We start from the raw sequence: 21820 nt of genomic DNA on the forward strand, positions 1-21820 counted from the left end.
TCTCGCAGCGGTCCTCCGCGGATCTCGGTGGGCGGACGCCCGGGCACGGCGCCCGGTGCGGCACCGTGCGTGGGGGGCGTGGGGGCGTACGGGTCCGGCGCACACGGCCGTCACAGGGTGCCCTGCGCCGGCGGCGCGGCACGGAGCCTGCGCCAATTCTTCCTTTTCATGCTACATGTCTGGTTTACGATTTGCATCTTCTCCCGCCGCTCGTACGGGAGTTGGGGCCCGGGCGCCCGGGCGGGACTGCCCTGCCGCCCGGGCCGGACCGGCGGGAGACGGATCAGCTCCAGTCGATGTCGGACCGGCGCTCCAGCGGCGCCCTGTCCTCCAGCGACTCCGGCACCACCAGGGTGTCCGCCTCGACCATGGCGGTGGGGAAGCGCAGGTGGGTCCGCTTCTGGATCTCCGGCAGTCCCACCTGGAACACCCGGAACTCGTCCAGTTCGAGCGCCTCGGTCACGTCCAGGCTCTGGGTCAGCAGGAACGCCTTGCACTTGAGCGTGCCGCCCTCGGAGAACACGAGCACCTTCCAGAACTCGCGCGGGATCCTGACCCCGCGGAACAGGCGGTCGTCGTCGTGGAGGACGGGGCCGCCGAAGACGCTCACCCTCAAGTCGTCGACCTCGACGTCCTCGAAGACCGCGTCCTCCAGGTGGCCCCAGATGCCGTTGCGGGCGCTCTGGTTGAAGTCGTCCATCTGCGGGGTGATGTTGGTGTAGAAGAACGAGTCCCGGTTGGCCTTCTCCGCCTCGGCCGGCGTGCCCCACACCACGTCGGCGCGGCGCGCGATGTGCCCGCGGTCGAGCCGGTTGGTGCGGCCCTTGTACAGCTCGTTGCTGACCTGCGCGGCGGCGGGCAGACGCGGGTCCTTGACGAAGTCGATGCCCTTGCGGTCCAGTTTCCTGATCGAGCCGCCGTCGATGTTCCACGCCACCCAGCGGGCGAACCTCCGCGACGCGCTCAGGGCGAGCGAGAAGTGCGTGTAGGGGACAACCTCGGACCCGTCGAGGCGGACGGCGTCCTCCTTGATCGAGGGGTTGAGCCGCGGTGTGCCGACCGGGACCCCGAGGAAGCCAGGGTCGTACCCGCTCACGGCCTCCATCGACTCGGGGTCGGGACGGGTGAGGGTGATCTTGAGTTCGCCGAAGACCGCCTGCGGGAAGCACGCCAGGGCCCGCTCCTCGGGGTCGTTCTCCGACTCGCCGCCGAAGTGCAGCCCGGCCAGGACGTCCGTGGGCCTGCCGGTGCGCGTGGTGAACATCCAGACCGAACCGGAGTCGCCGCGCTTGCTGATCTCGTCGTTGTCGGCCGGATGCCTCGGGTCGGGCCCTATCTCGAAGCACTCGATCTCGCGCACTCCGACCTGCGCGCCGTAGTCGACGCTCACCTTGGCGAACGGCCGGGTCACCACACCGTGCGTGACCCCGGTGGTGCGGCCGCTCTTGACCACCGCGTCGTCGATCTGCGGTTCACCGAGCTTCGCCGGGGTGACGTCCAGACCGAGGATGTCCGTGGTGAAGTCGCGGTCCGTGATCGTCGACACGGCGCAGTCTCCGATCCTGCCGAGGTGGGCGCGCTTGAGCGTCCCGATGCGGTTCAGCGCGAGGCGGCTGTCGTCCTCCGTCCCCGGCTGGACGACCGCGTCGCCGGGCTCGCCCCCTCGGCCGTTGAGGACGTGCCAGTTGCTCAGCACGGAGGGCGAGCCGTCGTTCCTGTCGAAGACCACGCACCCGAACGTCCCGGCCGACACCTTGACGTTGCCCACGCTCACTCCGGGACGCATCGGGGTGAGGCGTTTCTGGCGCTGTGGTGTCTCCCCCTCGGCCACGACGAGGAAGTGCGGCTGGTAGGAGCGCTGGACGACGTCGGTCGGGACCTCGATGCCGTCGCCTATGTCGATGAACGCGGGTATCCCGGTGGTCCGCAGGCCCTCCATGGCCTCGGGCCGGACCTTCCTGTCGACGGTGAACTGCAGCGCCAGTTCCTTGCCGCGCCGCCCGTTCCTCTCCTTGTACCCGATGCCGATCGAGGACACGTTGGGGTCGCTCAGGAACGTCGATCCCCGCGTACGGATGAAACGCTTCAGGTCGTCGATCAGCTTGTCCTGCCCACCGCCCGGGGGCGGGGGCCTGTGGTTGGCGGTCACTCGCTTGTTGGCAGCCATCACGGGCTCCTTCACGCAGGGGTTCAGGCGTGGGAGGCCCTGTCGAACGGGACGGGCTCCGGAGGTGGTGGGAACCGAAGCGAACGGCGCGGGCTTCCCGCTCCGTGGGTACTTCCAGCGTACGGCGGGGAGTACGGCGGGGACACCGCACCGGCGCACCGTGCGGGCCGTGGATTCGTCCACCTCCCGGGGCCGCGCCAAGGGCCTCGGCGCGCGAGCCCGCACCGCACAACCGGCCCCGGGCCGTACGGAGTCGGGGAACGCGGGGGCCGGTACGCCCGGTGCGGGGTGGGCGCCGCGCACCGGACGTACCGGAGCGGGTGGCCTCAGCCGTGGCCGACGTGGCGCCCGATCTCGGCGGCCACCTCGGGGTGGGTGAGGTACTCCTCGATGTCGTGCGCCCGGTCGCGGGCGTTGGTGACGGCCAGGTCGGTCAGCTCGCCCGCCCACGTCCCGCCGAGCGGGCAGCCGATCGCCACGGCGTCGGTCGGGCACCAGGCGTTGATCCACGGGTAGTCGCCGTCGGGCCGCTTGGGGCCGCCGACGAGGAGCCTGCTGTGGACACCGTCCAGGCCGAGGGGGCTGCCGGCCGTGACCAGCAGCGCGACGTCCACCTCCGGCCCCAGCCGGGTGAGGACGTCCATGCCGACGACGGTGCCCAGGCTGTGGGTGACGAAGACGACCTCGCCGGAGGCGGGCATCGAGGCGAGCACGGTGTCGAGGACCGTCTCCCGGACCTCCGGGTCGTCGAGGTACGCGGCGACGTCCCGCAGGGTCGTGGCGATGACCCACTCGTCCAGGTCGGTCTTCGCCGCCAGCCAGCTCAGTTGCCGTTGCAGCGCTCCGACGACCGAGGCACCGAAGCGTTCCTCCGCCGCCTCGCCCCGCGGGGGCATGTCCGCGTTCGCGGCTGCTTCGGCGATGAGTTGCTCGTAGGTGCCCCGGGCCGGGCCCACGGGCGCGCACGCCTCCGCCACCGGGAGAGCGGTGGTCTCCGCGAGCGGGCGGGGCACCGACTCGCGCTCCCCGAGCGCCTCGATCAGGGTGTTGCCGTAGTAGGGGAACCAGGCGTCCACCGGGTCGACCGGGGGTATTCCGGCCCGGGTGAGGCCGTGATTGAGCCCCGCGGTCCAGTCGCGGCGGAGGAGCTCGGTGTCCTTCCCCTGCTGGCTCCTGCCGTGCAGGAAGACGAGGTGCCGGCGGCCGCCGAAGGCGGTCGGCCCCGGACGCAGGGCGACGCGTTCGACGGCGCCCGCACGTGCCGGGCCCCGGGCGGCGGCGACGGGGCTGCCGTCCACGGGTGCCGCGGAGACGGTGGCGGGGGCGCCGTCCAGGACTGCTGGTGCGGCGGCGGCGGGGCTGCCGTCCAGGGACGCCGGCGCAGCGGCGACGGGACTGCCGTCCAGGCCTGCCGGATTGGCGGCACCCGGTGCGGTGCCGGCCTCCCCGAGACCGGAGTCCGGGCCCGTCTCGGCCAGGAGGGCGCGCCGCGCGGGGTCGAGGGGCAGGGCGGCGAGGTGCCGCAGGACGGAGCTGATGCGTACGCCCTCGTTGGCGACCCAGGCGACCGCGTCGTCGCCGTCGCCGGGCTCCCACACCTGACCGTCCTTGCGGAGGGTGCGGCCCTGGGCGTCCTTCTCCGGCACACCGCTGTGGTGCAGGGCGACCACTTCCCACTGGTCGTTGAAGACCGGGGAGCCGGAGTTCCCGGGCTCGGTGTCGGTCCGGTAGTGCAGGAAGTCGTCCAGACGGACTTGCAGCGCGTTGTCACGGACGGCGATCTCCTTGAGCCTGCCCATGGGGTGGCCGATGACGTTCACCGGTTCCCCGACGACCAGTTTGCCGAGCTGGACGCTGAGCCTGTTCCACCCGAACACGTCCCCCGGCATCCGGCCGTCGCCCAGCGGGCGGACCAGCACCAGGGCGAAGTCGAGCCGCTCGTCGGCGACGAAGAACGTACCCGGGTCGATCTCCACGCGGGTCGCCGTGCCGGGGGCGTTGTCGATGGTCACCTGGGCGTCGAACTCCAGGAGGCACTGCCGTGCGGAGGCCTCGTCGGGCAGGACGTGGTGGTTGGTCATCAGCAGCCGCGGCGACACCAGGAAGCCGGTGCCGATCGGCAGCTCGCGGCCGTTCTCCCGGGTCACGATCCGGGCGACTGTGCGCGCGGCGCGGGCACCGCGCGGCAGGAAGCTCCACGCCTGCAACTCCTTGGAGAGCCCGAGGATGCGTTCGTACGCCGCGGGCGCCGAAAGGTGCTCCTCGCGGATGCTCTCGACCGCCGCCGCGGCGGGCACCGCCTGCCGGTCCAGCAGCCGTGCGGCGCGGACGGCGATCGCCTCGGGCGAGTCGGGGAACTTCACCCCGGCGTCCATCTGCCGCTCGACGTTCCGGCGTTCGTCGCTCGTCCGCCGGTACCTTTCCGCCGCGGCCTCGGCCTGCTTCAGTCCTTCCGCGCGTGCGCTGGTCGTCACTGCCATGACCGACCCTCCGGTCCTGTTCCGGGATGTCCTCCCGGCCCCGGTGGCCGTCGGCGTGCCGGGGCCGGCTGACGGCCCCTCCCGCCGGGCGGTTCCGCCGCGGCACGCGCCCAGCGGGAGGCACCGTGCCACGGTCGCGGGACGAACGCCCGCGCGCCTTCGGCCCGGAGGGTCGGATGCGACGGGATGCGGGCCTGCGTCGGCTCTCCTCTCCGAACTGTGCGGGGCCGCTGCCTAGGCGAAGACCTGGTACGGCACGCGGAGCTTGTTCCATGACGTCGGTCCGGGCCAGCCGTCCGCGTCCTTGCCCCGGTACCCGAGCTTGTACTGCCACATGGCGTAGGACTCGCGGTGCTGCGCGTTCCATTGGGCCGGCGGCCCGCCCGGACCGTACGCCGAGCACCCCTCCTCGATGAGCCGAGCACCCATCATGCTGATGACGGGACTGTGGGGTTGGGTCTTGAACCAGGCGGCGCCCGGGAACGGGACGTAGGGGGACTGCGCCTGTGTGACGATCAGCCTCTGGCCGATCCTGAGGACGTTCGGATCGGGAATGTCGTTCCACGCCTGCAGCTGCTCGACGGTGGTGCCGAACCGTTGGGCCAGTGCGTACAGCGTGTCGCCCGACTTCACTGTGTAATACGTGCCTTCCGATTCCATGTATTTATGCTAGGCACTTTTACGCCTGCCCGCATGGGGGCACACTGTGATTTTTCTACGGCTCGCGCGCCACGATTCGTTGAGTCGGAGGCGAGTTGACGCACAGTGGGCAGCCACGTCCTGGACATCGGAAATACCGGACGGTAATACCGGTACATGTTGACCGGGTGATATTTGAAAGGGCGACCACGGGCCTTTCGGCCGGCGAATTCTTCCCCGGCCTCCCGGACGCCTCCGGGAGCGCGCGTGCCGTCTCGGGACCGGCTCGGCGCCCGGGCACGGACCGCTCGGGCGTAGGCTTCGCTCAGCCAAGGACACGGTGGGGGGCGGAGAACGTGACGGCTGGGACGGCATCTCGGTGGGGGTCGGTCCTCGATTCGGTCGTGGTGTACGCGCAGGGCGCGGTCTGCCACCGCCTGGCGTCGGGCAGCATGCCGCCCGACGGCCGGGTCAGGGTGACGGGGCTGCCCCGCGCGCTGGACCGCGGTTCCCTGCGGGTCCGGGTACTGGGCTCCCCCGGGGTGCGCGTGACCGAGGCGCGGGTGGAGGTCGAGGCCGAACCCCGCGACACCGGCACGGCCGACGGGCTGCGCCGTGAGGTCGAGCGGCTGCGTGACGTCCACGCGGCGGCGCGGGCGCGACGGGACCGGCAACTGGCGCTGGTCGAGGAGGTCGGCGCCCTGCACCCGGTGCCGCCGCCGCGCAGGCGCGAGGACCCGCACCGCGAGACCCCCGTCGACGCCTGGCTGGAGCTCGCGGACTTCGTGGACGCCCGGCTGACCGGGCTGCACGCGCGCCTCGTCGAACTGGAGGAAGCGCTGGGCGTCGCCGAGCACGAGCTCGCCGTCGCCGCGGACGAGCTCGCCCACGCCTCCACCGACGCGCCCTCGGGCCACGTGGACACCACGGTCTGCGCGGTCGTGACCCTCGCCGGCACCCCGGGCGGCACCGACGGGAGCGGCGGGAGCGGTGGCGAGGAGGTGCGGCTGGAGCTGGAGTACGGGGTTCCGGGCGCCGTCTGGGTCCCGGCCTACCGCCTCACGCACCGTCAGGGCGACGGCACCGGGAAGCTGGTGCTGCGCGCCTCGGTCGCCCAGCGCACCGGCGAGGACTGGACCGGGGTGCGCATCGCCCTGGCCACCGCCGACCTGCGGCGCCGCACCGACCTGCCGCGCCTGCGTTCCCTGCGGATCGGCCGCCGGCAGCCCGCCCCCGCCCCGTCCGGCTGGCGCGAGCCGCCCGCGGGGCTCGGCGACCTGTTCACCGGGTACGACGCGGCCCCGCGTCCGGCGGCATCCACCGGCCCGGTGGCCGCCGCGGGCGGCTCCGCGCCCGGCGCCGTACCGCCGCCCACGCCGCCCCCGCCTCCCGCACCGCAGGGCTACGGCGCGCCCCCCGGGGCCGTCCCGGCGCCCGGCGGCGCGCCGGCGGCCTTCGGCGGCGCCATGCCCCCGCCCGCCCAGCCGGTCATGGCGCGGCCGGGCAGCGCGCCGCGCGGCCGTCCCCGGTCCTTCTCGGGTCCGGCCCCCATGGCCCCCATGGCCCCCGCCGGGGCCATGCCGCCCGGCGCCGCCCCGCCGCCGGCACCGGTTCCGCCACCGGCACCGGCGGCCGGCCCGCCGCGGCCCAGCGGGGCCGAGCTGGAGTACGCGTCCCTCGTCCTGCGCGGCCCCGAGGACCGGGCCGGCCGCAGGGGCCGGCTGTTCCCCGACTCCTCGTTCGACGCGGTGGCGGCCGAGTACCGCCGCCGGGCCGAGGCGGTGGCCGAGCTGCCGCTGCCCGGCCACGCCGTGCGGCCCCGCGAGTCGGCGGGCTCCTTCGACCACCGCTTCGACGCCGCCGCCCGTGCCGACATCCCCTCGGACGGCACCTGGCACACCGTCACCGTGGGTGAGATCCCGGTCGGACTGCGCACCGAGTACCTGTGCGTGCCGTCCGTGGAGCAGACCGTCTACGCGACGCTGGTGCTCTCCAACGCCACCGACCAGGCCCTGCTGGCCGGGCCGGTGGAGGTCACCGTCGACGACGACCACCTGCTGACCGCCGCGCTGCCCACGCTCGCCGCCGGCGCCGTGCGCCGGGTGGGGCTCGGGCCGGCCGAGGGCGTCCGGGTCACCCGCCGTACGAACGTGCACGAGTCGACGTCCGGCCTGCGCAACAACACCACCGTGCTCGACCACAAGGTCCACGTGGAGCTGGCCAACCGGCTGGCGCGGCCCGTCACGGTCGAGGTCCGCGAACGGGTGCCCGTCACCTCCGAACCGGACGTCCGCATCGAGGAACGGGCGGACTGGACGGCGCCCGACAATGGCACGGGACCCGAGTACCACGCCCCCGGCACCCGCATCTGGCGGGTGGAGCTGCCCGCCGGCGGCACCACCGCCCTCGACGGCGGCTACGAGATCCGCATCCCGGCCGGCAAGGCCCTGGTCGGCGGCAACCGCAGGAGCTGACACACGCATGACCGCTGACACACGCACGACCACGGCACCGAAGCCGGTCGCCCTCCCCGTCACCGCCGTCACCTGCCTGGAGGACCGCGCCCACGTCGAGCGCGAGGTGGTCCTCGACCTGGAGGCGGGCGTACAGCGGCTGCGCCTCGGGCCCGTGAGCGCCCTGGTGGTCGACCGCACCCTCCACGCCGAGCCGGCCGCCGGGCACGCCGCAACCGTGCTGGACGCCCGGATCGTGCGGACCTGGACGCCCCGGGGGCCGGGGCCGTCCGCCGACGACTCCGCCCTGGAGCGGCGGGTGCGTGCCCTGGAGGAGGAGCGGGTCGCCGTGGGGCGGCGGCGCGACCGGCTGCGGGCCCGCCTCGACGTCCTCGGCCGCCTCGCCGCCGACCTGCTGCGGGAGATCGGGGAGGGCGCGGGCGCCGGGGAGACCGCGACCGCCCGCTGGGCGCGCGAACTGGACCGGGTGGACCAGGAGCGCGACACGTACGGCGAACAGCTGCGTGCCGCCGAGGCACGGCTGACCGGCCTCGCCGCCGAGCTCGGGGAGGCCCGGCAGGCCGTGGACCTCGCCGAGTCCGAGCCCGCCGAGCTGGTCGGCCACGTCGAACTGACCGTGGAGGCCGCGACCGCCGGGCCGGTCCGCCTGCGGGTGAGCCACCTCACCGCGTGCGCGCTGTGGCGGCCCGCCTACCGGGCCGTGCTGGACGGCGACTCCCTGACGCTGGAGACCGACGCCATGGTCTGGCAGCGCACCGGCGAGGACTGGTCGGGCGTACGGCTGACGCTGTCGACGGCCCGGTCGGCGCTGGCGACCGATCCGCCGCGGCTGGACGAGGACCGGCTGACGCTCAAGGACCGGTCGGCGGCCGAGCGGCGCACCGTCGAGGTCGAGGTGCGCGAGGAGGAGATCGCGGACCTCGGTCCCGCCCCGGTGCTCGGCCTGCCGGGGGTGGACGACGGGGGCGAGGCACGGGTGCTGCACTCCCCCGCGCCGGTGTCCGTGCCGTCGGACGGCCGCGCCCACCGGGTGCCGCTGTCCGCCTTCACCGCGGCGGCGGTGCGGGAGTACGCGTGTTCGCCGGAGCTGTCCCCGCTGGTCACCCAGGTGGTGCGGTGCGACAATCTGTCCGGCCACGCGCTGCTCGCCGGCCCGGTGGACCTGGTCCGCGGCAGCGGGTTCGCCGGCCGCGGCACGCTGGAGTTCACCGCTCCCGGCGCCCCCGTCGAGCTGGCCTTCGGCAGCTGCGACGACCACGGGGTGGTCCGGGAGACCGAGGAGACCCGCGACGCCACCGGCATCATGCAGCGGACCGTGGTCACCCGCACGGTGCGGTTGCACCTGTCCCGGTTCTCCGCCCCCGGGGAGACCGGGGACCGGGTGGTCGTCCTGCGCGAGCGGATCCCGGTCTCCGAGACGTCCGCGGTGGACGTGCGGCTGCGCACGCAGGCCTGCTCACCGGCGCCCGACGCGATCGACGCCGAAGGCATCGCCCGGTGGAACGTCACCCTCCCGCCCGCCGGCCGGCGCACCGTCACGCTGGTCTACGAACTCGCGGCCGCCGGCAGGGTCGCCGGGCTCTGACCGGTGCCGGGGCCCCCGCCCGCGTGACCGCGCGGGGCCCCCGGCCCGCCCGGCACCCGGTCCAGGACGATGCCGAACAGGTCGCGGTAGGCGGCCAGGATCTCGTCGTCGCCCTCCAGCGTCCGCTCGGTGCGCCGCCCGTCCGCGGTGGTGACCAGCTTGCGCCCGCTGAGGGTGACGCGGCCGTCCCCGGTGAGGAGCGAGCACACCGGGGAGCGGGTGAAGTGCGAGGCCGGGGAGGTGCGGTGGTACCAGGCGCCGGCCTCGAAGTCCGACAGCTCCCGCGGCCGCACCTCGACGCGGTACTGCACCTTCCCGTTCCGCAGCACCTCCAGGTCGCCCTCGGACGTTTCGGCGACGCGGAACACCCCGCCCGGGTCCTGCTGCTCCCCGCGTTCCTCCAGGGCGAGCGGGTAGTGGCTGTGGTCGCCGAACCCGACGTCCGCGAGCCAGGGCCCGGTGCCGTCGTCCGTCTCCACCCGCAGCGCCAGGTGATCGAACGGGATCCCGAGGCGGCCCTCGCCGTCGACGGTACGCGCCTGGAGGAACGCCACCCGGAACCCCAGGTCGCGCAGCAACGCGGCGAAGGCGCCGCCCAACTCGTAGCAGAAACCGCCGCGCCGGCCGTGCACGATCTTGTCGAGCAGCGCCTTCTCCTCCAGCACGATCTCCTCGCCGAGGTGGATGGAGAGGTTCTCGAACGGCACGGTCAGCAGATGCCGCAGGTGCAGCTCGCGCAGGGCTGCGGCGTCGGGGCGGGAGGGGCGCGGGGCGCCCATGCGGTCGAGATGGGCGCGGGTGTCGGGGACGGTGTTCATGGGGGCCATCTTCGAGGCCCCCCGACGGCCTGTCATGCGGCTGGAGACGTATGGGCGGGAGGCCCGGGGACGTAGGACCGCGAGCCGGGTCGTACGGGCGGGAGAGCGGGGTCGTCGCACGGACTTGGCGCCGGCGACGCACGTGTACGGGCCGGAGGCCGGGGATGTCGTACGGGGCCGACGCACACGTACGGGCCGCGCGCCCACGACGTACCGGCCGGAAGCCGGGCCCGCCGGGCGAACCGGGCGCCGCTAGCGTACGGGCCGGGCGCCGGGGGACGGCCCGCGCCACTGCGGGCGCGGGGCGCGGGCCGGCCGCCCCGGCGTCCCGCCGGCACGGTGCACGGTCATGGTGTGCCGGAGTCGTCGTCCTCGCCGTCCGGCGTCGCGGGCGGGGGCAGCGGGATGCGGGTCTGGCCGTCGAGCGGGGGCGGTGTCCGCTCGCCGAGCCGGTCTTCGAGCTCCTGCAACCTGGTACGCGTACGCGCGTCGGGTGTCGTCATGGTCTCCTCCTCACCGTTTCGGCGGCCGGGAATCAGCCGGCGGCTCCTCCGCCCCCCGCCGCGCCGGGCCGAAGCGTGACATCGGCGCCGCGGGGCAGCAGGAAGGTGACTCCCTGCCGTACCGTCCCCACCGGGGCGGCGGCCGGGTGACGGCAGGCCGGAACGGAGCGGTGGTTGCATGACGATCGGTGTCCCCGCGAGCGGTTCGGCGCCCGGTCGGCGCGAGCCCGGGGCGTACGCCAGGGCCATGGCCCGTACGCCGGTCGCCGTCTGGGAGGACGATCTGACCGACTGGGCGGCGGCGCTCACCTACTACGCCGTGCTGGCGGTGTTCCCGGGCCTGCTGGTGCTCGTCTTCTCGCTGGCGCTGCTCGGCACGGGTTCCCCGCAGGAGGTCGTCGCGCAGTTGGGGGCGTTCGTGCCGAAGACGGCCCGTCCGGTGCTCGCACAGGCGCTGGGCGGCTCCGGGGAGGAACCGTCGGTCCGCTGGGTGCTGGTGGTGCTGACGGCGGGCGCCGCCCTGTGGTCCGCCTCCAGCTATCTGGCCGTGTTCCGGCGCGCGTTGCACGCGATGTACGGCGTGCCCGACTGTCGTCCCGCCTGGCGGACGCTCCCCGCCATCCTGCTGCGGGCGTCGACCGTGCTGGCCCTGCTGGTCAGCGGGGTGCTGACGCTGACCGCCGCCGAACGGGTCGCGAGGGCCATCGGCCGGGGCACCGGGACGGACCATCAGGCCGCCCTCGTCTGGGCGGGGCTGAAGTGGCCGCTGTTGTTCGGGGTGGGCGTCGCCCTGGTCCTGCTGCTCTTCCGGTCGGGACCGCCGGAGTCGCGCGGTGTGCGGCAGACGGTGGCCGGCGGGGCGCTGGCGGTGCTGCTGTGGCTGCTGGCGTCGCTGGGGTTCGCGTTCTACGCCGCCCACGTGGCGACGTACGACCGGCTCTACGGTTCCCTGGCCGGTGTGGTGGCGTTCCTCGTGTGGCTGTGGGTCTCCCACGTGGTGCTGCTGGCCGGCGCGCAGTTCAACGCGGAGCTCGCCCGTGACGGGCGGCCGCGGAGGCCCGATCCGTGCTCCTCGGCGACGTGAACCGCTCGCCGTCGCGGTTCACCCGTGGCGCGACGGGCAACAAGACGCCCATGACGACGGGCAACGGCGGGAGCGCCGGACGGATCGGCCCACTGGCGCTGCTGCCGGTGCTGGGGCTGTTGATGGTGGGCGCGGGCCTGCTGGTCACGGGCCCGGCGGCGGACCACCCGCCCCTGACGGCGGAGGACGCGGTCAGCAGGTGGTTCGCCGCCCGGCGCGGCGGTACGGCCACGGGGGTGTCGGAGTGGCTGACGTTCGTCGCGTCCACGGAGAGCGTCATCGGGGTCACGGTCGTGTGCGTGGTCGCGCTGATCGTGCTGCCGCGCGCGCCCCGCTGGCCGGAGGCGCTGTTCCTGGTGGGGTCGGTGGCCGCGCAGTCGGCCCTCTTCCTGCTGGTGACGGTGTGCGTGGAGCGGCCGCGGCCGGACGTGCCGCGCCTCGAACCCGCCCCGCCCACCTCCAGTTTCCCCTCCGGGCACGTCGGCGCCTCGCTCGCCCTCTACGGCGGGCTGGCCACCCTGGCGGTGACCCGGCTGCGCGGGCCCTGGCGGTACGTGGCCGCCGGTCTGCTGCTGATGGTGCCGCCGGCGGTGGCGGTGTCGCGGCTGTACGGGGGGATGCACCACCCGAGCGACGTGGTCGGCGGGCTGGTCAACGGCGCGGGCGTCCTGCTCGTCATGGCGCGCGCACTGCTGTCCCCGCCCCTGCGGCGGCCGGAGCGCGCGCCGGGAGCGGCGCCGGGCCGGTCGTGGGCAGGGGTACGGGCGTGGGCGCCGGACCGTGTGCCGGGTGGGCCGTCCGCCGGTGCGCGGACGGACGTGCGTACGGTCCGCCGCGGGCCGCGCCGGGAACCGGGCGGTGACGACGTGCGCGTCGCGGCCGGCCGGCGAGCGGCAAAGGCGGCGGGCGGCGGGGGCTCCCGGGGCGACGGGCCAGGACCGGACGGGGCGGGGCGGGAGCCGTGAGCGGTGGGGGGCGCCTTCCGCCCTCCCCCGGCCGGTCACGCCGCCGGGTCCCAGGCACCCTCGAACAGCGCGAGCTCCAGCAGGTCGGGGCGGGACCACGGCCGGCCTGTGCCGGCGCGGGCCGCCCGGTCGGCGGCGGCCGTCATGAACCGCAGGTACACGGCGTAGCGGTGGGACGTCCAGCCCGTGTCCGACCAGATCCAGGCCGCGACGTCCGCCGCGTCGGGCACACCGCTCTCCCGCCCCACCCGCGCGGCGTGGACGCGCAGGACGCGCGCGACCCGCTGGTCCAGGATCAGCGCGCGGGGTGCGCCGCCGGGGGTGTGGGGCCGCCGGTCGAGGAAGTACAGCAGCTTGGTGAAGAAGGCGGGGCCCAGTCCCTTCACCGTGCCCCGCAGCGCCTGGTAGGCCGCGACCGCGCCGGCCTCCCCGAGGTGGCGGTCGGCGTGCGCCACGGCGTCGGCGACCCCCGGCCCGGCGAGGATCTCCGCCAGCCGGTGGGGCCCGTACCCCGTCCGGCCCTGCCCCCAGACGTACGAGGCCACCAGGGCCTTCTCCCATTCGCCCCGCGCCGCCGCCCGCTGCACCGCGGTCCGCGCCTGCGCCCGGTCGACCGTCGCGATCCGGCCGTCCGTCCTCGCGGCGAACCCGTCGGGCCAGGGCTCGACGCCCGACCAGTGCACGGGGACGTACGCCACGGCGTGGTCACCGGAGCCGGACGCGTACCGGGCCCCGGGCCCCGCGGACCAGGCGCCGAGCGCCCGGACGGCGGCTTCCGGCAGCAGCAGCCGCATCATCTCGGCATCCAGCGCGTCGGCCAGATCCTGTCGCCCCATGTCCGTTTCCTCCCCCTCGTGTCGGTGTGCGCCGGCGCGGAGACCAGCAACCCCGGCGGGCTGGAGGTGCGGACGGTCCGGAAGTGTCGGCGGGCACCCCGGGCGCCGGGCGATGAGTTCCGGTCCCCCAGTCTGCCGCGGGGCCGTCCGGCGGCGGCCGCACTTCGAGCAGGGGACTCTAGTGGCGCAGCTCACATACTGAGCGGTTGGTAATCTTCCTCGCCTGATGGGAACGTGACCGCGAGGGGCTCCGCGGGAGCGACCGCGGGACAACGTCAGGGAAGTGAGGAGCGACCGTGCGTGCGATCCACGTCACCGAATTCGGCGGGCCGGAAGTGCTGCGACTGGTGGAGGTGCCCGAGCCGCGGCCGGAGCCCGGCCGCCTGCTGATCGACGTCTCGGCCGCGGGCGTCAACTACGCCGACACGCACGCGGTCGAGGACTCGTACCTGTCCCGTACCACCCTTCCCATGATTCCGGGCGGTGAGGTGGTCGGCCGTACCGAGGACGGGCGGCGGGTCGTCGCGCTCGCGGACAACTACGGCGGGTACGCGGAGAAGGCGTCGGTCCTGGAGGACCTGGCGATCGACGTCCCCGATGCGGTGAGCGACGGACAGGCCCTGGCACTGATCGTGCAGGGCCTCACCGCCTGGCACCTGCTGCGCACGTCGGGGCGGATGGCCGCGGGCGAGTCGGTCGTCGTGCACGCCGCCGCGGGCGGCACCGGGTCGCTCGCCGTCCAGCTCGCGAAGACGTTCGGGGCGGGGCGGGTCATCGCGACCGCCTCCACCCCGGAGAAGCGGGAGCTCGCCCTCTCCCTCGGTGCGGACGTCGCCGTCGACGGGGCCGCGGAAGGGCTGAAGGACCGGCTGACGGAGGCCAACGGGGGCAGGAAGGTCGACGTCGTCCTGGAGATGACCGGCGGCCCGGTCTTCGAGGAGTCCCTCGCCGCCCTGGCGCCGTTCGGCCGCCTCGTCACGTACGGCATGGCGAGCCGCCAGGCACCGCAGCCCGTGCACGCCGCGCAGTTGATGGGCCGGTCCCGGGCGGTCGTCGGGTTCTGGCTGATGCACGCGGTCGCGCGGCCCGGCATGTACCGGGAGCCGATGGCCGAGCTGCTCGACATGGTCGGCGACGGACGTCTGTCGCCGCAGGTCGGCGGCGTGTACCCGCTGTCCGACGCGGCGCGTGCGCACGAGGACCTCCGCGCCCGCAGGACGGTCGGCAAGCTGGTGCTGGACACCTCGCGCTGAGGCCGGGCGGCGGGCCGGGGCGGCGGGAGGCCCGGACGACGGCAGCCGGTCCCCCGGACGACGCGGCGGGAGGCCCGGACTACGGCCGGCCCCCCGGACGACGCGGCGGGAGGGCCGGACGACGGCGGCCGGTCCCCCGGCCGGCCGTCCTCCGGCCCGTGCGCCCCACGTGCCGCCGGTCCCCGCCTCGCCGGGCTCAGCCCGCGTGCCGGGCCATCCAGTCCTCGACGTCGGCCGACGAGCGCGGCAGGCCCGCCGACAGGTTCTCGTGGCCGTCGCCGGTCACGAGCAGGTCGTCCTCGATCCGGACGCCGATGCCGCGCCACTCCTGGGGCACGGTGAGATCGTCCGGCTGGAAGTACAGGCCCGGCTCGACGGTGAGCACCATGCCGGGCTCCAGCTCCCCGTCGACGTACTCCTCGTTCCTGGCCTGCGCGCAGTCGTGGACGTCCAGGCCGAGCATGTGGCCGGTGCCCGCCATGGTGAAGCGGCGCTGGAGGCCCAGTTCGTAGGCGCGCTCGGCCGGGCCCGGGACGAAACCCCAGTCGACCAGCCGCGCCGCCAGGTGCCGCTGGGCCGCCTCGTGGAAGTCGCGGTACGCGGCTCCCGGCTTGACGGCCGCCATCCCCGCCTCCTGCGCCTCGTGCACCGCGTCGTAGACCTCGCGCTGGAGGGGCGTGAAGGTGCCGCTGATCGGCAGTGTGCGCGTGACGTCGGCGGTGTAGAGGGTGCGGGTCTCCACGCCCGCGTCGAGCAGCAGCAGGTCGCCCGGGCGGACCGGGCCGTCGTTGTCCGTCCAGTGCATGATCGTGGCGTGCTCGCCGGCGGCGCAGATCGAGCCGTAGCCGACCGAGTTGCCCTCCAGCCGCGCGCGGCGGAAGAAGGTGCCCTCGATCCACCGCTCCGACGACGCGACCGCCGTGGACAGGTCCCCGACCACATCGACGAAGCCGCGCACCGTGGCGTCCACCGCCTCGCGGAGCTGGGCGATCTCCCAGTCGTCCTTGACGAGCCGGAGGTCGCCGAGCGCCTCTTCCAGTTCGGCGTCGCGCTCCTCGTCGGTCGTGACGGCGGCCTGGAGGGCGGGGTCGACACCCCGGACGATCCGGGTCGGTGCTCCCGAGGCGGCGGCCAGGTCACGGGCCGCCGTGCGCACGTCCCGGCACGGCAGTCCGAGGACCGCCTCCGACTCGGCGAGGGAGCGGCGCCTGCCCGTCCACAGCTCCGCCGTGGCGCCGGTCCAGAACTCGTCGGTGTCCCTGCCGTCCCTCGGCAGCTGGTAGCAGTAGGCGTCGTGGCCCCCGTCCGCGCGGGGCTCCATGACGAGGGCACCGTCCCGCGCGCGGTCCCCGGTCATGTGCACGTAGCCCGAGAACGGCCGGAACGGGTAGAGGTCGTCGTTGGAGCGGACCTTGAGGTTCCCCGAGGGGACGACCAGGCGCTCGCCGGGGAAGCGGGCGGAGAGCCGGGCGCGGCGGCGGGCCGCGTACGGCGCCTGCTCGTCGAGCCGCAGGTCGCGCCGCTCGGTGTCCGCCCATCCCGTTCGCATGAGGGCGGAGAGTTCCTCGGAGATGCCTGAGTAGAGACCGTTCTTGCGGCCTTTCGCCACGGTGTGCACCTTCTTCCGCATGGGTTGCTGCGTGCCGCCGGGCGCCGGCGGCCCGCGCACGCTATCCGGCTCCGCGACCGCGTGGTGCCCGGTTGTGCCACTGGCACGGATCGGACACGGCGGCGGGGCGGAGCCGTCGATAATGCGACGCATGACGAACGCGAGACTCGGCGAGGCCCTGCGGCTGCTGGGCGTCGACCCGACGGCCGCCCGGGTCTACCTGGCGCTGCTCGAACTGGCCCCGGCCCCGCTGCGGGCGGTCGCGGCCGCGACCGGTCTGGACGGCGCCGAACTCGCCACGGCGTACGGGGCCCTGGTGGACGCCGGGCTGGCCAGTGCCGCCGAGGAGGGCGGTGAGGTGGTCGCCCCGGTGCCGCCGGCCGCCGGTCTGGAGATCCTCGCCCGGCACCGGGCGACCGAGATCGAGGAGTCGCGCATCGCCGTCGGCGGCGCGTTCGAGACGTTCCGCCGGCAGCGGCTCGCCGCGTACAACGACGATCTCGTGGAGGTCGTCACCGGGGAGGCCATCGGTCCGCGGATCCGGCAGGCCTGGGCGAGCGCGCGGGAGCAGATCCGGCAGTTCGAGTCACCGCCGTACTTCCCCCTGCCGGGCGCCACGGACGACGCGCTGGCCACGCTCGCGCGCGGGGTGACGCAGCGGGTCGTGTACTCGCGGGAGTCGCTGGAGCACCCGGGGCACCTGAAGGAGGTCGTCGAACCGTGCGTCCGGGCCGGCGAACAGGCCAGGGTGCTCCCGTCGGTACCGGTCAAGCTGGTGATCATCGACGATGCGTACGCCCTCGTGTCCTTGTCGATCAAGGAGGCGGACGTGCACAACACCATGCTCGTCGTGCAGCCGTGCGGCCTCCTCTCCGCCCTCATGGCGCTGTTCGAGCAGTCCTGGCTCAACGCCCTCCCGTTCCACGGCCGCACCACCCGCCCGGGCGGCCTGCCGCCCGGGGACCGCCGTCTGCTGTGGCTCCTCGCGGGCGGCGCGAGCGACGACGTGATCGCCCGCGAACTGGGCGTCAGCCGCCGCACGCTGTACCGCCGCCTCCAGGTCCTCATGGCCCGGCTGGGCGCCGCCAACCGCTTCCAGATGGCCCTGCACGCCCAGCGCAACGGGTGGTTGTGACCGCTGCGGGGGGTGTGTCCGCGATCGCGGCGGGACCTCGTCCCGGAGTGCGGCTCCCGCGTGCGTCAGTGCGGCGCGGTCGGCCGCGCGAGGCGGGAGGGGATGTGGGCGAGACCGTGTGCGCCCGGTTCTCCCCTTCGGTTCACGTGGAGTGTCGTCACGACCGACTCGGTGGCGAGGTCCACCACCGTCACGGTGCTGGAGGAGACGGCGGCCACGTAGGCGTACCGTCCCCCGGGCGAGGAGGCGATGGTCAGGGGGAAGGCACCGACCGGGACACGGCCGTGCCGGCCCGAGGCGCCGTGGATGTGCAGGACGCCCGCCTTCTGGCCGCCGAGCGCGGACTCACCGGCGGTCCTGCGCAGTTCGCCCGCCAGGAGGAGGCCGGTGGACGTCGCGTGGACGGGGAAGACGACGTCGTCGGTGGGCAGTGTCCGTACGACGGTGCCGGTGGCCGTGTCGATGACTGCCACCCCGGCCCCGTGGGCGGGGGCTGCGTCGAACGTCGCCTTGGGCCCGGCCACGTAAACCTGGCGTCCGTCCGGGGACACCGTGATGCCCTCGCTGCCGCCGGGCAGCGGGACACGGTCGACCAGCAGCGCCCGATCGAGGTCGACGACCGACACGAACGGTGCTTCCTTGTTGGCGGTGTAGGCCCGGCGGCCGTCCGGGGTGAGGGCGAACCAGTGCGGTCCGGGTGCCCCGACCGGGATGCGGCGTACCGGCCGCAGGGTGTCGGCGTCCAGGGCCAGCAGGCCACCCTCGTGGGTGTCGTGGGCCTCGACGCTGACCCACAGGAGCGCGCCGGCCGGGTCGAGCGCGATGCCGTGCGGCGCTCGGTGCGGGGACAGGTCGACGACGTCCGTCACCCGCCGCCGGTCGGGGTCGATGACGGCGATCTCGTGGGCGGGTCCGGTGTGGGCGTGGTAATAGCCGCCGCGGTAGGTGATGGTGCAGTACAACCGCCGCCGGGCGGGGTCGAAGCACAGCTCGTGCGGTTCGCCGGGGACGGTCACCTCACCGAGGGGTGCGTAGGTCGCCGTGTCGAAGAAGGTCACCGTGGGGCCGCTCTGGCTCACCACGGCCAGAACGTCGTTGTGTGTACGGGTCATACGCCGCAGCCTCCGGGCGGACGAGCGTTGACTCCAGTGCAATGTTGTTAAAGGGTCTTTGCGTCCCGAGCAATGCATGAGGTCACGCCGGCGCGGGAGCCGGGCCGGTGTGAGGAGGGTCATACGGTGGAATCGCTCGATCTGAACCTTCTCGTCGCTCTGGACGCCCTGTTGGAGGAGGAGAGCGTCACCGCTGCCGCCGCCCGCCTTCGGGTGTCGCCGCCGGCCATGAGCCGTACGCTCGGCCGGATCCGCGCCGTGCTGGGCGATCCGGTTCTGGTACGGGCCGGACGGGGACTGGTGCCCACGCCCCGCGCGGTCCAGCTGCGTCCCCGGGTACGGGAAGTGGTCGGGCAGGCCCGCGGGCTGCTGGCACCGGAGGCGGGCGGCGATCCGGCCACACTGGTACGCGAGTTCGGTGTCCAGGCCAGTGACCTGCTGCTGGCCGGACTCGCCGCGCGGCTGGTCACCGCCGTGGCGCGCGAGGCGGCCGGGGTCACGCTCCGCTTCCTGCCGGAGAGCCTGGAAGGCACCCCCGCGCTGCGCGAGGGGCTGGTGGACGTGGAGGTCGGGGTCATCGGCGCGCCCGCCCCGGAGATCCGCACCGAGACGCTGGGCGAGGTCCGTCTCGTGGGCGCCGTACGGCCCCAGCACCCCCTGGCCGCACGGACGCGGGTCACTCCCCGGGCGTTCGCCGCCACCGAGCACATCGGCGTCTCCCGCCAGGGCCGGGTGCGCGGGCCGGCCGACGAAGCCCTCACCGCCCTGGGCCTGCGGCGGCGGGTCGTCGCCGTCGTACCGAGCTGGCCGGCCGCGCTCCAGCTGTGCCGCGAGACCGATGTGGTGTGCCTGGCCACCACGACGGCCGCCCAGGCCTTCGGCCTGCACACCTTCGACGTGCCGCTGCCGCTGCCGCCGCTCACCCTGGCCATGGCGTGGCACCCCCGCAACGACGCCGACCCGGCACACCGCTGGCTGCGCGACCACATCCGCGCCGCTTGGCACTCCGGGGAGTGAGCGGCCGCACGGGTCGTCGCACGGGCCCGCCCGGTCCGGCCGTCCCCGGCTCGTGACGTGAGCCGCGCCACGGCCGCCGGTCCTGGGCGGCGTCGTGCCCGTCGTTCCCGGGTGGGCGCCGGTGGCCGCCGACACGTGGGTGAGGTTGAGGGCGATGCCGGCCTCGCGCACCCCGGCCGCGCGCAGGACGGGGTTGAGGGCGATGCCCGCCTCGCGCACCCCGGCCGCGCGCAGGGCGCCCATCGACAGGCCGTGACCGACCAGCAGGTGGTGCGCCGCCGCCAGTGCCGGGGTGCCCAGGCGCAGGCCCGGGGCGTGCTCACCGCCCGCGTGGCCGAGGAAGGCGCTGCACCACGGCTCGTTGAGCGTGATCCAGCGGGGGACGCGGTCGGCCAGTGCGTCCGCGACCAGGGTCGTGTAGTCGGCGAAGCGTGCCGCCGTGTCCCTGGCGCGCCAGCCGCCCGCGTCCTCGAGGGGCTGCGGGAGCTCCCAGTGGTAGAGCGTCACGGCCGGGGTGATACCGACGGCCAGCAGGTCGTCCACCAGCCGTGAGTAGAAGTCGAGGCCCTTGGGGTTCGCCGCTCCAGATCCCGTGGGTTGCACGCGGGGTCAAGCCACGGAGAAGCGGTACGTGTCCACCCCCAGGTTCGCGAGGAGGGCGACGTCCTCGCGGTGGCGGTGGTAGTGGTCGCAGGCCGTGGTTCCGTCGCCGCCGTCCAGGACGGCTCCGGGGTCGGTGGCAGAAGGTGTCCCAGATCGACGGCCCGCGTCCGTCCTCCGACACGGCGCCCTCGATCTGGTACGCGGACGTCGCGACGCCGAATGCGAAATCCGGTGGAAGGGAGGGGAATTCACTCATGGAGCGGGGCCCTTTGTTCGGGAGGAAGGGACGCCGGAAGGCCGGTGGAACGGGACGAGCCTGAAGGCGTTCCATGCCCGCCGTCCAGCCCGTCCGGGCGAATAGGGGCGGGTTTTACTAAACCGGGGCTTAACTGAACTGGTTTACTGGACAACGTTGTCAAAGGCACGGCACAGTGGCGGGCCCAAGCTCGGATTCACCGTGACGAAAGGTCTGCACGATGGTGTACGGAGCCCTCGACATCGGCGGCACGAAGATCGCCGGCGCGCTCGTCGACACCGCCGGCCGCCTGGTGGCCAGGGGCCAGCGCGCCACCCCTGCGAGGGGTTCGGCGGACGAACTGATGGCGGCGGTGGATGCCGTCCTGGACGAGCTGTCGGCCCACCCGGAGTGGTCCGGTCTCTCGTGCCTGGGCATCGGCAGTGCCGGGCCCGTCGACACGGTCACCGGCTCGGTCAGCCCGGTCAACATCCCGTCGTGGCGGGCGTTCCCGCTCGTGGAGCGGGTCCGCGCCCATCCGGGCCTGCCATCCGGCATCCGGCCCGTGCTGGTCGGCGACGCCGTCGCGATGACGGCGGCCGAGCACTGGAAGGGAGCGGCCCGGGGCGTGGACAACGCGCTGTGCATGGTGGTCTCCACCGGAGTGGGTGGCGGCCTGGTCCTCAACGGATCGCTGCACGCGGGCATCTCGGGGAACGCCGGCCACATCGGCCACATCACGGTGGAGCAGGACGGCCCGTTGTGCCCGTGCGGGGCGCGCGGCTGCGTGGAGCGCTTCGCCAGCGGTACGGCCATCGCCGCGCACGCGCTGGAGTCCGGATGGGCACCGCCCGCGGGGATGGCGCCGACCGCGGCGGCCGTGGCCGCGTCCGCCCGCGAGGGGGACGCGCGGGCACTGGCCGCGTACGACCGTGCCGCGAAGGCGCTGGCCGCCGGTATCGCCGCGACGATCACCCTGGTGGAGCTGGACCTCGTGGTGATCGGCGGTGGCGTCGCCCAGGCCGGGGAGACGCTGTTCGGCCCGCTCCGCCGCCATCTCGGCGGGTACGCGGTCCTGGACTTCGCCCGCGACGTCCCGGTCGTCCCGGCGGAACTGGCTCTGGACGCCGGTCTGATCGGCGCGGCAGCCGCGGCGGCCGCCATGACCCCCATGTCCGCGGGCACCCCCGCAACGGACAGCACCCTCACGACCGCGGGCACCCCCACAACGGACGGTTCCGCCACGACCGCCGGCACCCCAACCACCGCCGGCACGGCGACGACCACCACAACCGCCAATGGCGA

Annotated in this window: 15 protein-coding genes and 2 pseudogenes; 8 read left to right on the forward strand and 9 right to left on the reverse strand. The window is 74.5% G+C overall.

From position 1 onward, the window contains the following. Positions 1-283 precede the first annotated feature (283 nt). The 3 genes from A4V12_RS20795 to A4V12_RS20805 all read right to left on the reverse strand — a co-directional run bounded on the left by A4V12_RS20795 (position 284) and on the right by A4V12_RS20805 (position 5307). Positions 284-2167 (reverse strand): DNA/RNA non-specific endonuclease, encoded by a 1884-nt coding sequence (locus tag A4V12_RS20795; RefSeq protein WP_064070834.1) that lies wholly within the window; start codon positions 2165-2167, stop codon positions 284-286. 326 nt (positions 2168-2493) lie between these two features. After that, positions 2494-4647 carry a S1 family peptidase gene (locus tag A4V12_RS20800; protein ID WP_064070835.1) on the reverse strand — a complete coding sequence of 718 codons (2154 nt, stop codon included), beginning with the start codon at positions 4645-4647 and terminating at the stop codon, positions 2494-2496. Between the two features lie 234 nt (positions 4648-4881). Continuing rightward, positions 4882-5307: a peptidoglycan-binding protein gene (locus A4V12_RS20805; RefSeq protein ID WP_079137193.1), complete on the reverse strand. Its 426-nt coding sequence runs from the start codon at positions 5305-5307 to the stop codon at positions 4882-4884. A 383-nt stretch (positions 5308-5690) separates the two neighbouring features. Between A4V12_RS20805 and A4V12_RS20810 the strand changes: the two genes are divergently transcribed. Together A4V12_RS20810 and A4V12_RS20815 are read left to right on the forward strand one after the other, a co-directional pair. Beyond that, on the forward strand, positions 5691-7760 hold the full coding sequence (locus tag A4V12_RS20810; RefSeq protein WP_064070837.1) for a DUF4139 domain-containing protein: 2070 nt from the start codon (positions 5691-5693) through the stop codon (positions 7758-7760). Positions 7761-7767: 7 nt separating this feature from the next. Then, positions 7768-9345, forward strand: coding sequence for a mucoidy inhibitor MuiA family protein (locus tag A4V12_RS20815; RefSeq protein WP_064070838.1), 1578 nt, complete (start codon positions 7768-7770; stop codon positions 9343-9345). On the opposite strand, the gene A4V12_RS20820 is transcribed toward A4V12_RS20815, so the two are convergent. Together A4V12_RS20820 and A4V12_RS37625 are read right to left on the reverse strand one after the other, a co-directional pair. After that, positions 9306-10163 carry an arylamine N-acetyltransferase family protein gene (locus tag A4V12_RS20820; RefSeq protein ID WP_234372265.1) on the reverse strand — a complete coding sequence of 286 codons (858 nt, stop codon included), beginning with the start codon at positions 10161-10163 and terminating at the stop codon, positions 9306-9308. The genes A4V12_RS20815 and A4V12_RS20820 overlap by 40 nt on opposite strands. A 347-nt stretch (positions 10164-10510) precedes the next feature. Further along, entirely contained in the window at positions 10511-10666 is a 156-nt protein-coding gene (locus A4V12_RS37625; RefSeq protein ID WP_159028882.1) for a hypothetical protein, read from the reverse strand. A gap of 178 nt (positions 10667-10844) precedes the next feature. Here A4V12_RS37625 and A4V12_RS20825 point away from each other — a divergent pair, with 178 nt between their 5' ends. Both A4V12_RS20825 and A4V12_RS20830 read left to right on the forward strand, forming a co-directional pair. Then, on the forward strand, positions 10845-11750 hold the full coding sequence (locus tag A4V12_RS20825; RefSeq protein ID WP_064070839.1) for a YihY/virulence factor BrkB family protein: 906 nt from the start codon (positions 10845-10847) through the stop codon (positions 11748-11750). Next, complete coding sequence (locus A4V12_RS20830; RefSeq protein ID WP_064070840.1) at positions 11732-12715, forward strand: phosphatase PAP2 family protein; 984 nt, start codon at positions 11732-11734, stop codon at positions 12713-12715. The genes A4V12_RS20825 and A4V12_RS20830 overlap by 19 nt, the downstream gene beginning before the upstream one ends. A gap of 35 nt (positions 12716-12750) precedes the next feature. Here A4V12_RS20830 and A4V12_RS20835 read toward each other — a convergent pair whose 3' ends face one another. Next, complete coding sequence (locus A4V12_RS20835; protein WP_064070841.1) at positions 12751-13551, reverse strand: hypothetical protein; 801 nt, start codon at positions 13549-13551, stop codon at positions 12751-12753. Positions 13552-13847: 296 nt separating this feature from the next. Here A4V12_RS20835 and A4V12_RS20840 point away from each other — a divergent pair, with 296 nt between their 5' ends. Beyond that, positions 13848-14804, forward strand: a complete 957-nt coding sequence (locus A4V12_RS20840) for a quinone oxidoreductase family protein (protein WP_064070842.1) — start codon at positions 13848-13850, stop codon at positions 14802-14804. Between the two features lie 196 nt (positions 14805-15000). Here A4V12_RS20840 and A4V12_RS20845 read toward each other — a convergent pair whose 3' ends face one another. After that, complete coding sequence (locus tag A4V12_RS20845; RefSeq protein WP_199831333.1) at positions 15001-16434, reverse strand: aminopeptidase P family protein; 1434 nt, start codon at positions 16432-16434, stop codon at positions 15001-15003. A 130-nt stretch (positions 16435-16564) separates the two neighbouring features. On the opposite strand from A4V12_RS20845, the gene A4V12_RS20850 reads away from it, so the two are divergent. Continuing rightward, positions 16565-17548 carry a helix-turn-helix domain-containing protein gene (locus A4V12_RS20850; protein ID WP_199831334.1) on the forward strand — a complete coding sequence of 328 codons (984 nt, stop codon included), beginning with the start codon at positions 16565-16567 and terminating at the stop codon, positions 17546-17548. A 65-nt stretch (positions 17549-17613) separates the two neighbouring features. Here A4V12_RS20850 and A4V12_RS20855 read toward each other — a convergent pair whose 3' ends face one another. After that, complete coding sequence (locus A4V12_RS20855; protein ID WP_064070844.1) at positions 17614-18660, reverse strand: hypothetical protein; 1047 nt, start codon at positions 18658-18660, stop codon at positions 17614-17616. A 126-nt stretch (positions 18661-18786) separates the two neighbouring features. Here A4V12_RS20855 and A4V12_RS20860 point away from each other — a divergent pair, with 126 nt between their 5' ends. After that, complete coding sequence (locus A4V12_RS20860; protein WP_064070845.1) at positions 18787-19677, forward strand: LysR substrate-binding domain-containing protein; 891 nt, start codon at positions 18787-18789, stop codon at positions 19675-19677. Between the two features lie 192 nt (positions 19678-19869). Here the strand turns inward: A4V12_RS20860 and A4V12_RS35385 are convergent. Then, positions 19870-20536, reverse strand: a pseudogene (locus A4V12_RS35385) (family 1 glycosylhydrolase); the annotation flags it as partial. Positions 20537-20756: 220 nt separating this feature from the next. On the opposite strand from A4V12_RS35385, the pseudogene A4V12_RS20870 reads away from it, so the two are divergent. Continuing rightward, a pseudogene (locus tag A4V12_RS20870) lies at positions 20757-21683 on the forward strand (ROK family protein); the annotation flags it as partial. Between the last annotated feature and the right edge of the window lie 137 nt (positions 21684-21820).

It is taken from the genome of Streptomyces noursei (assembly GCF_001646665.1).
Taxonomy (GTDB): domain Bacteria; phylum Actinomycetota; class Actinomycetes; order Streptomycetales; family Streptomycetaceae; genus Streptomyces; species Streptomyces lavendulocolor.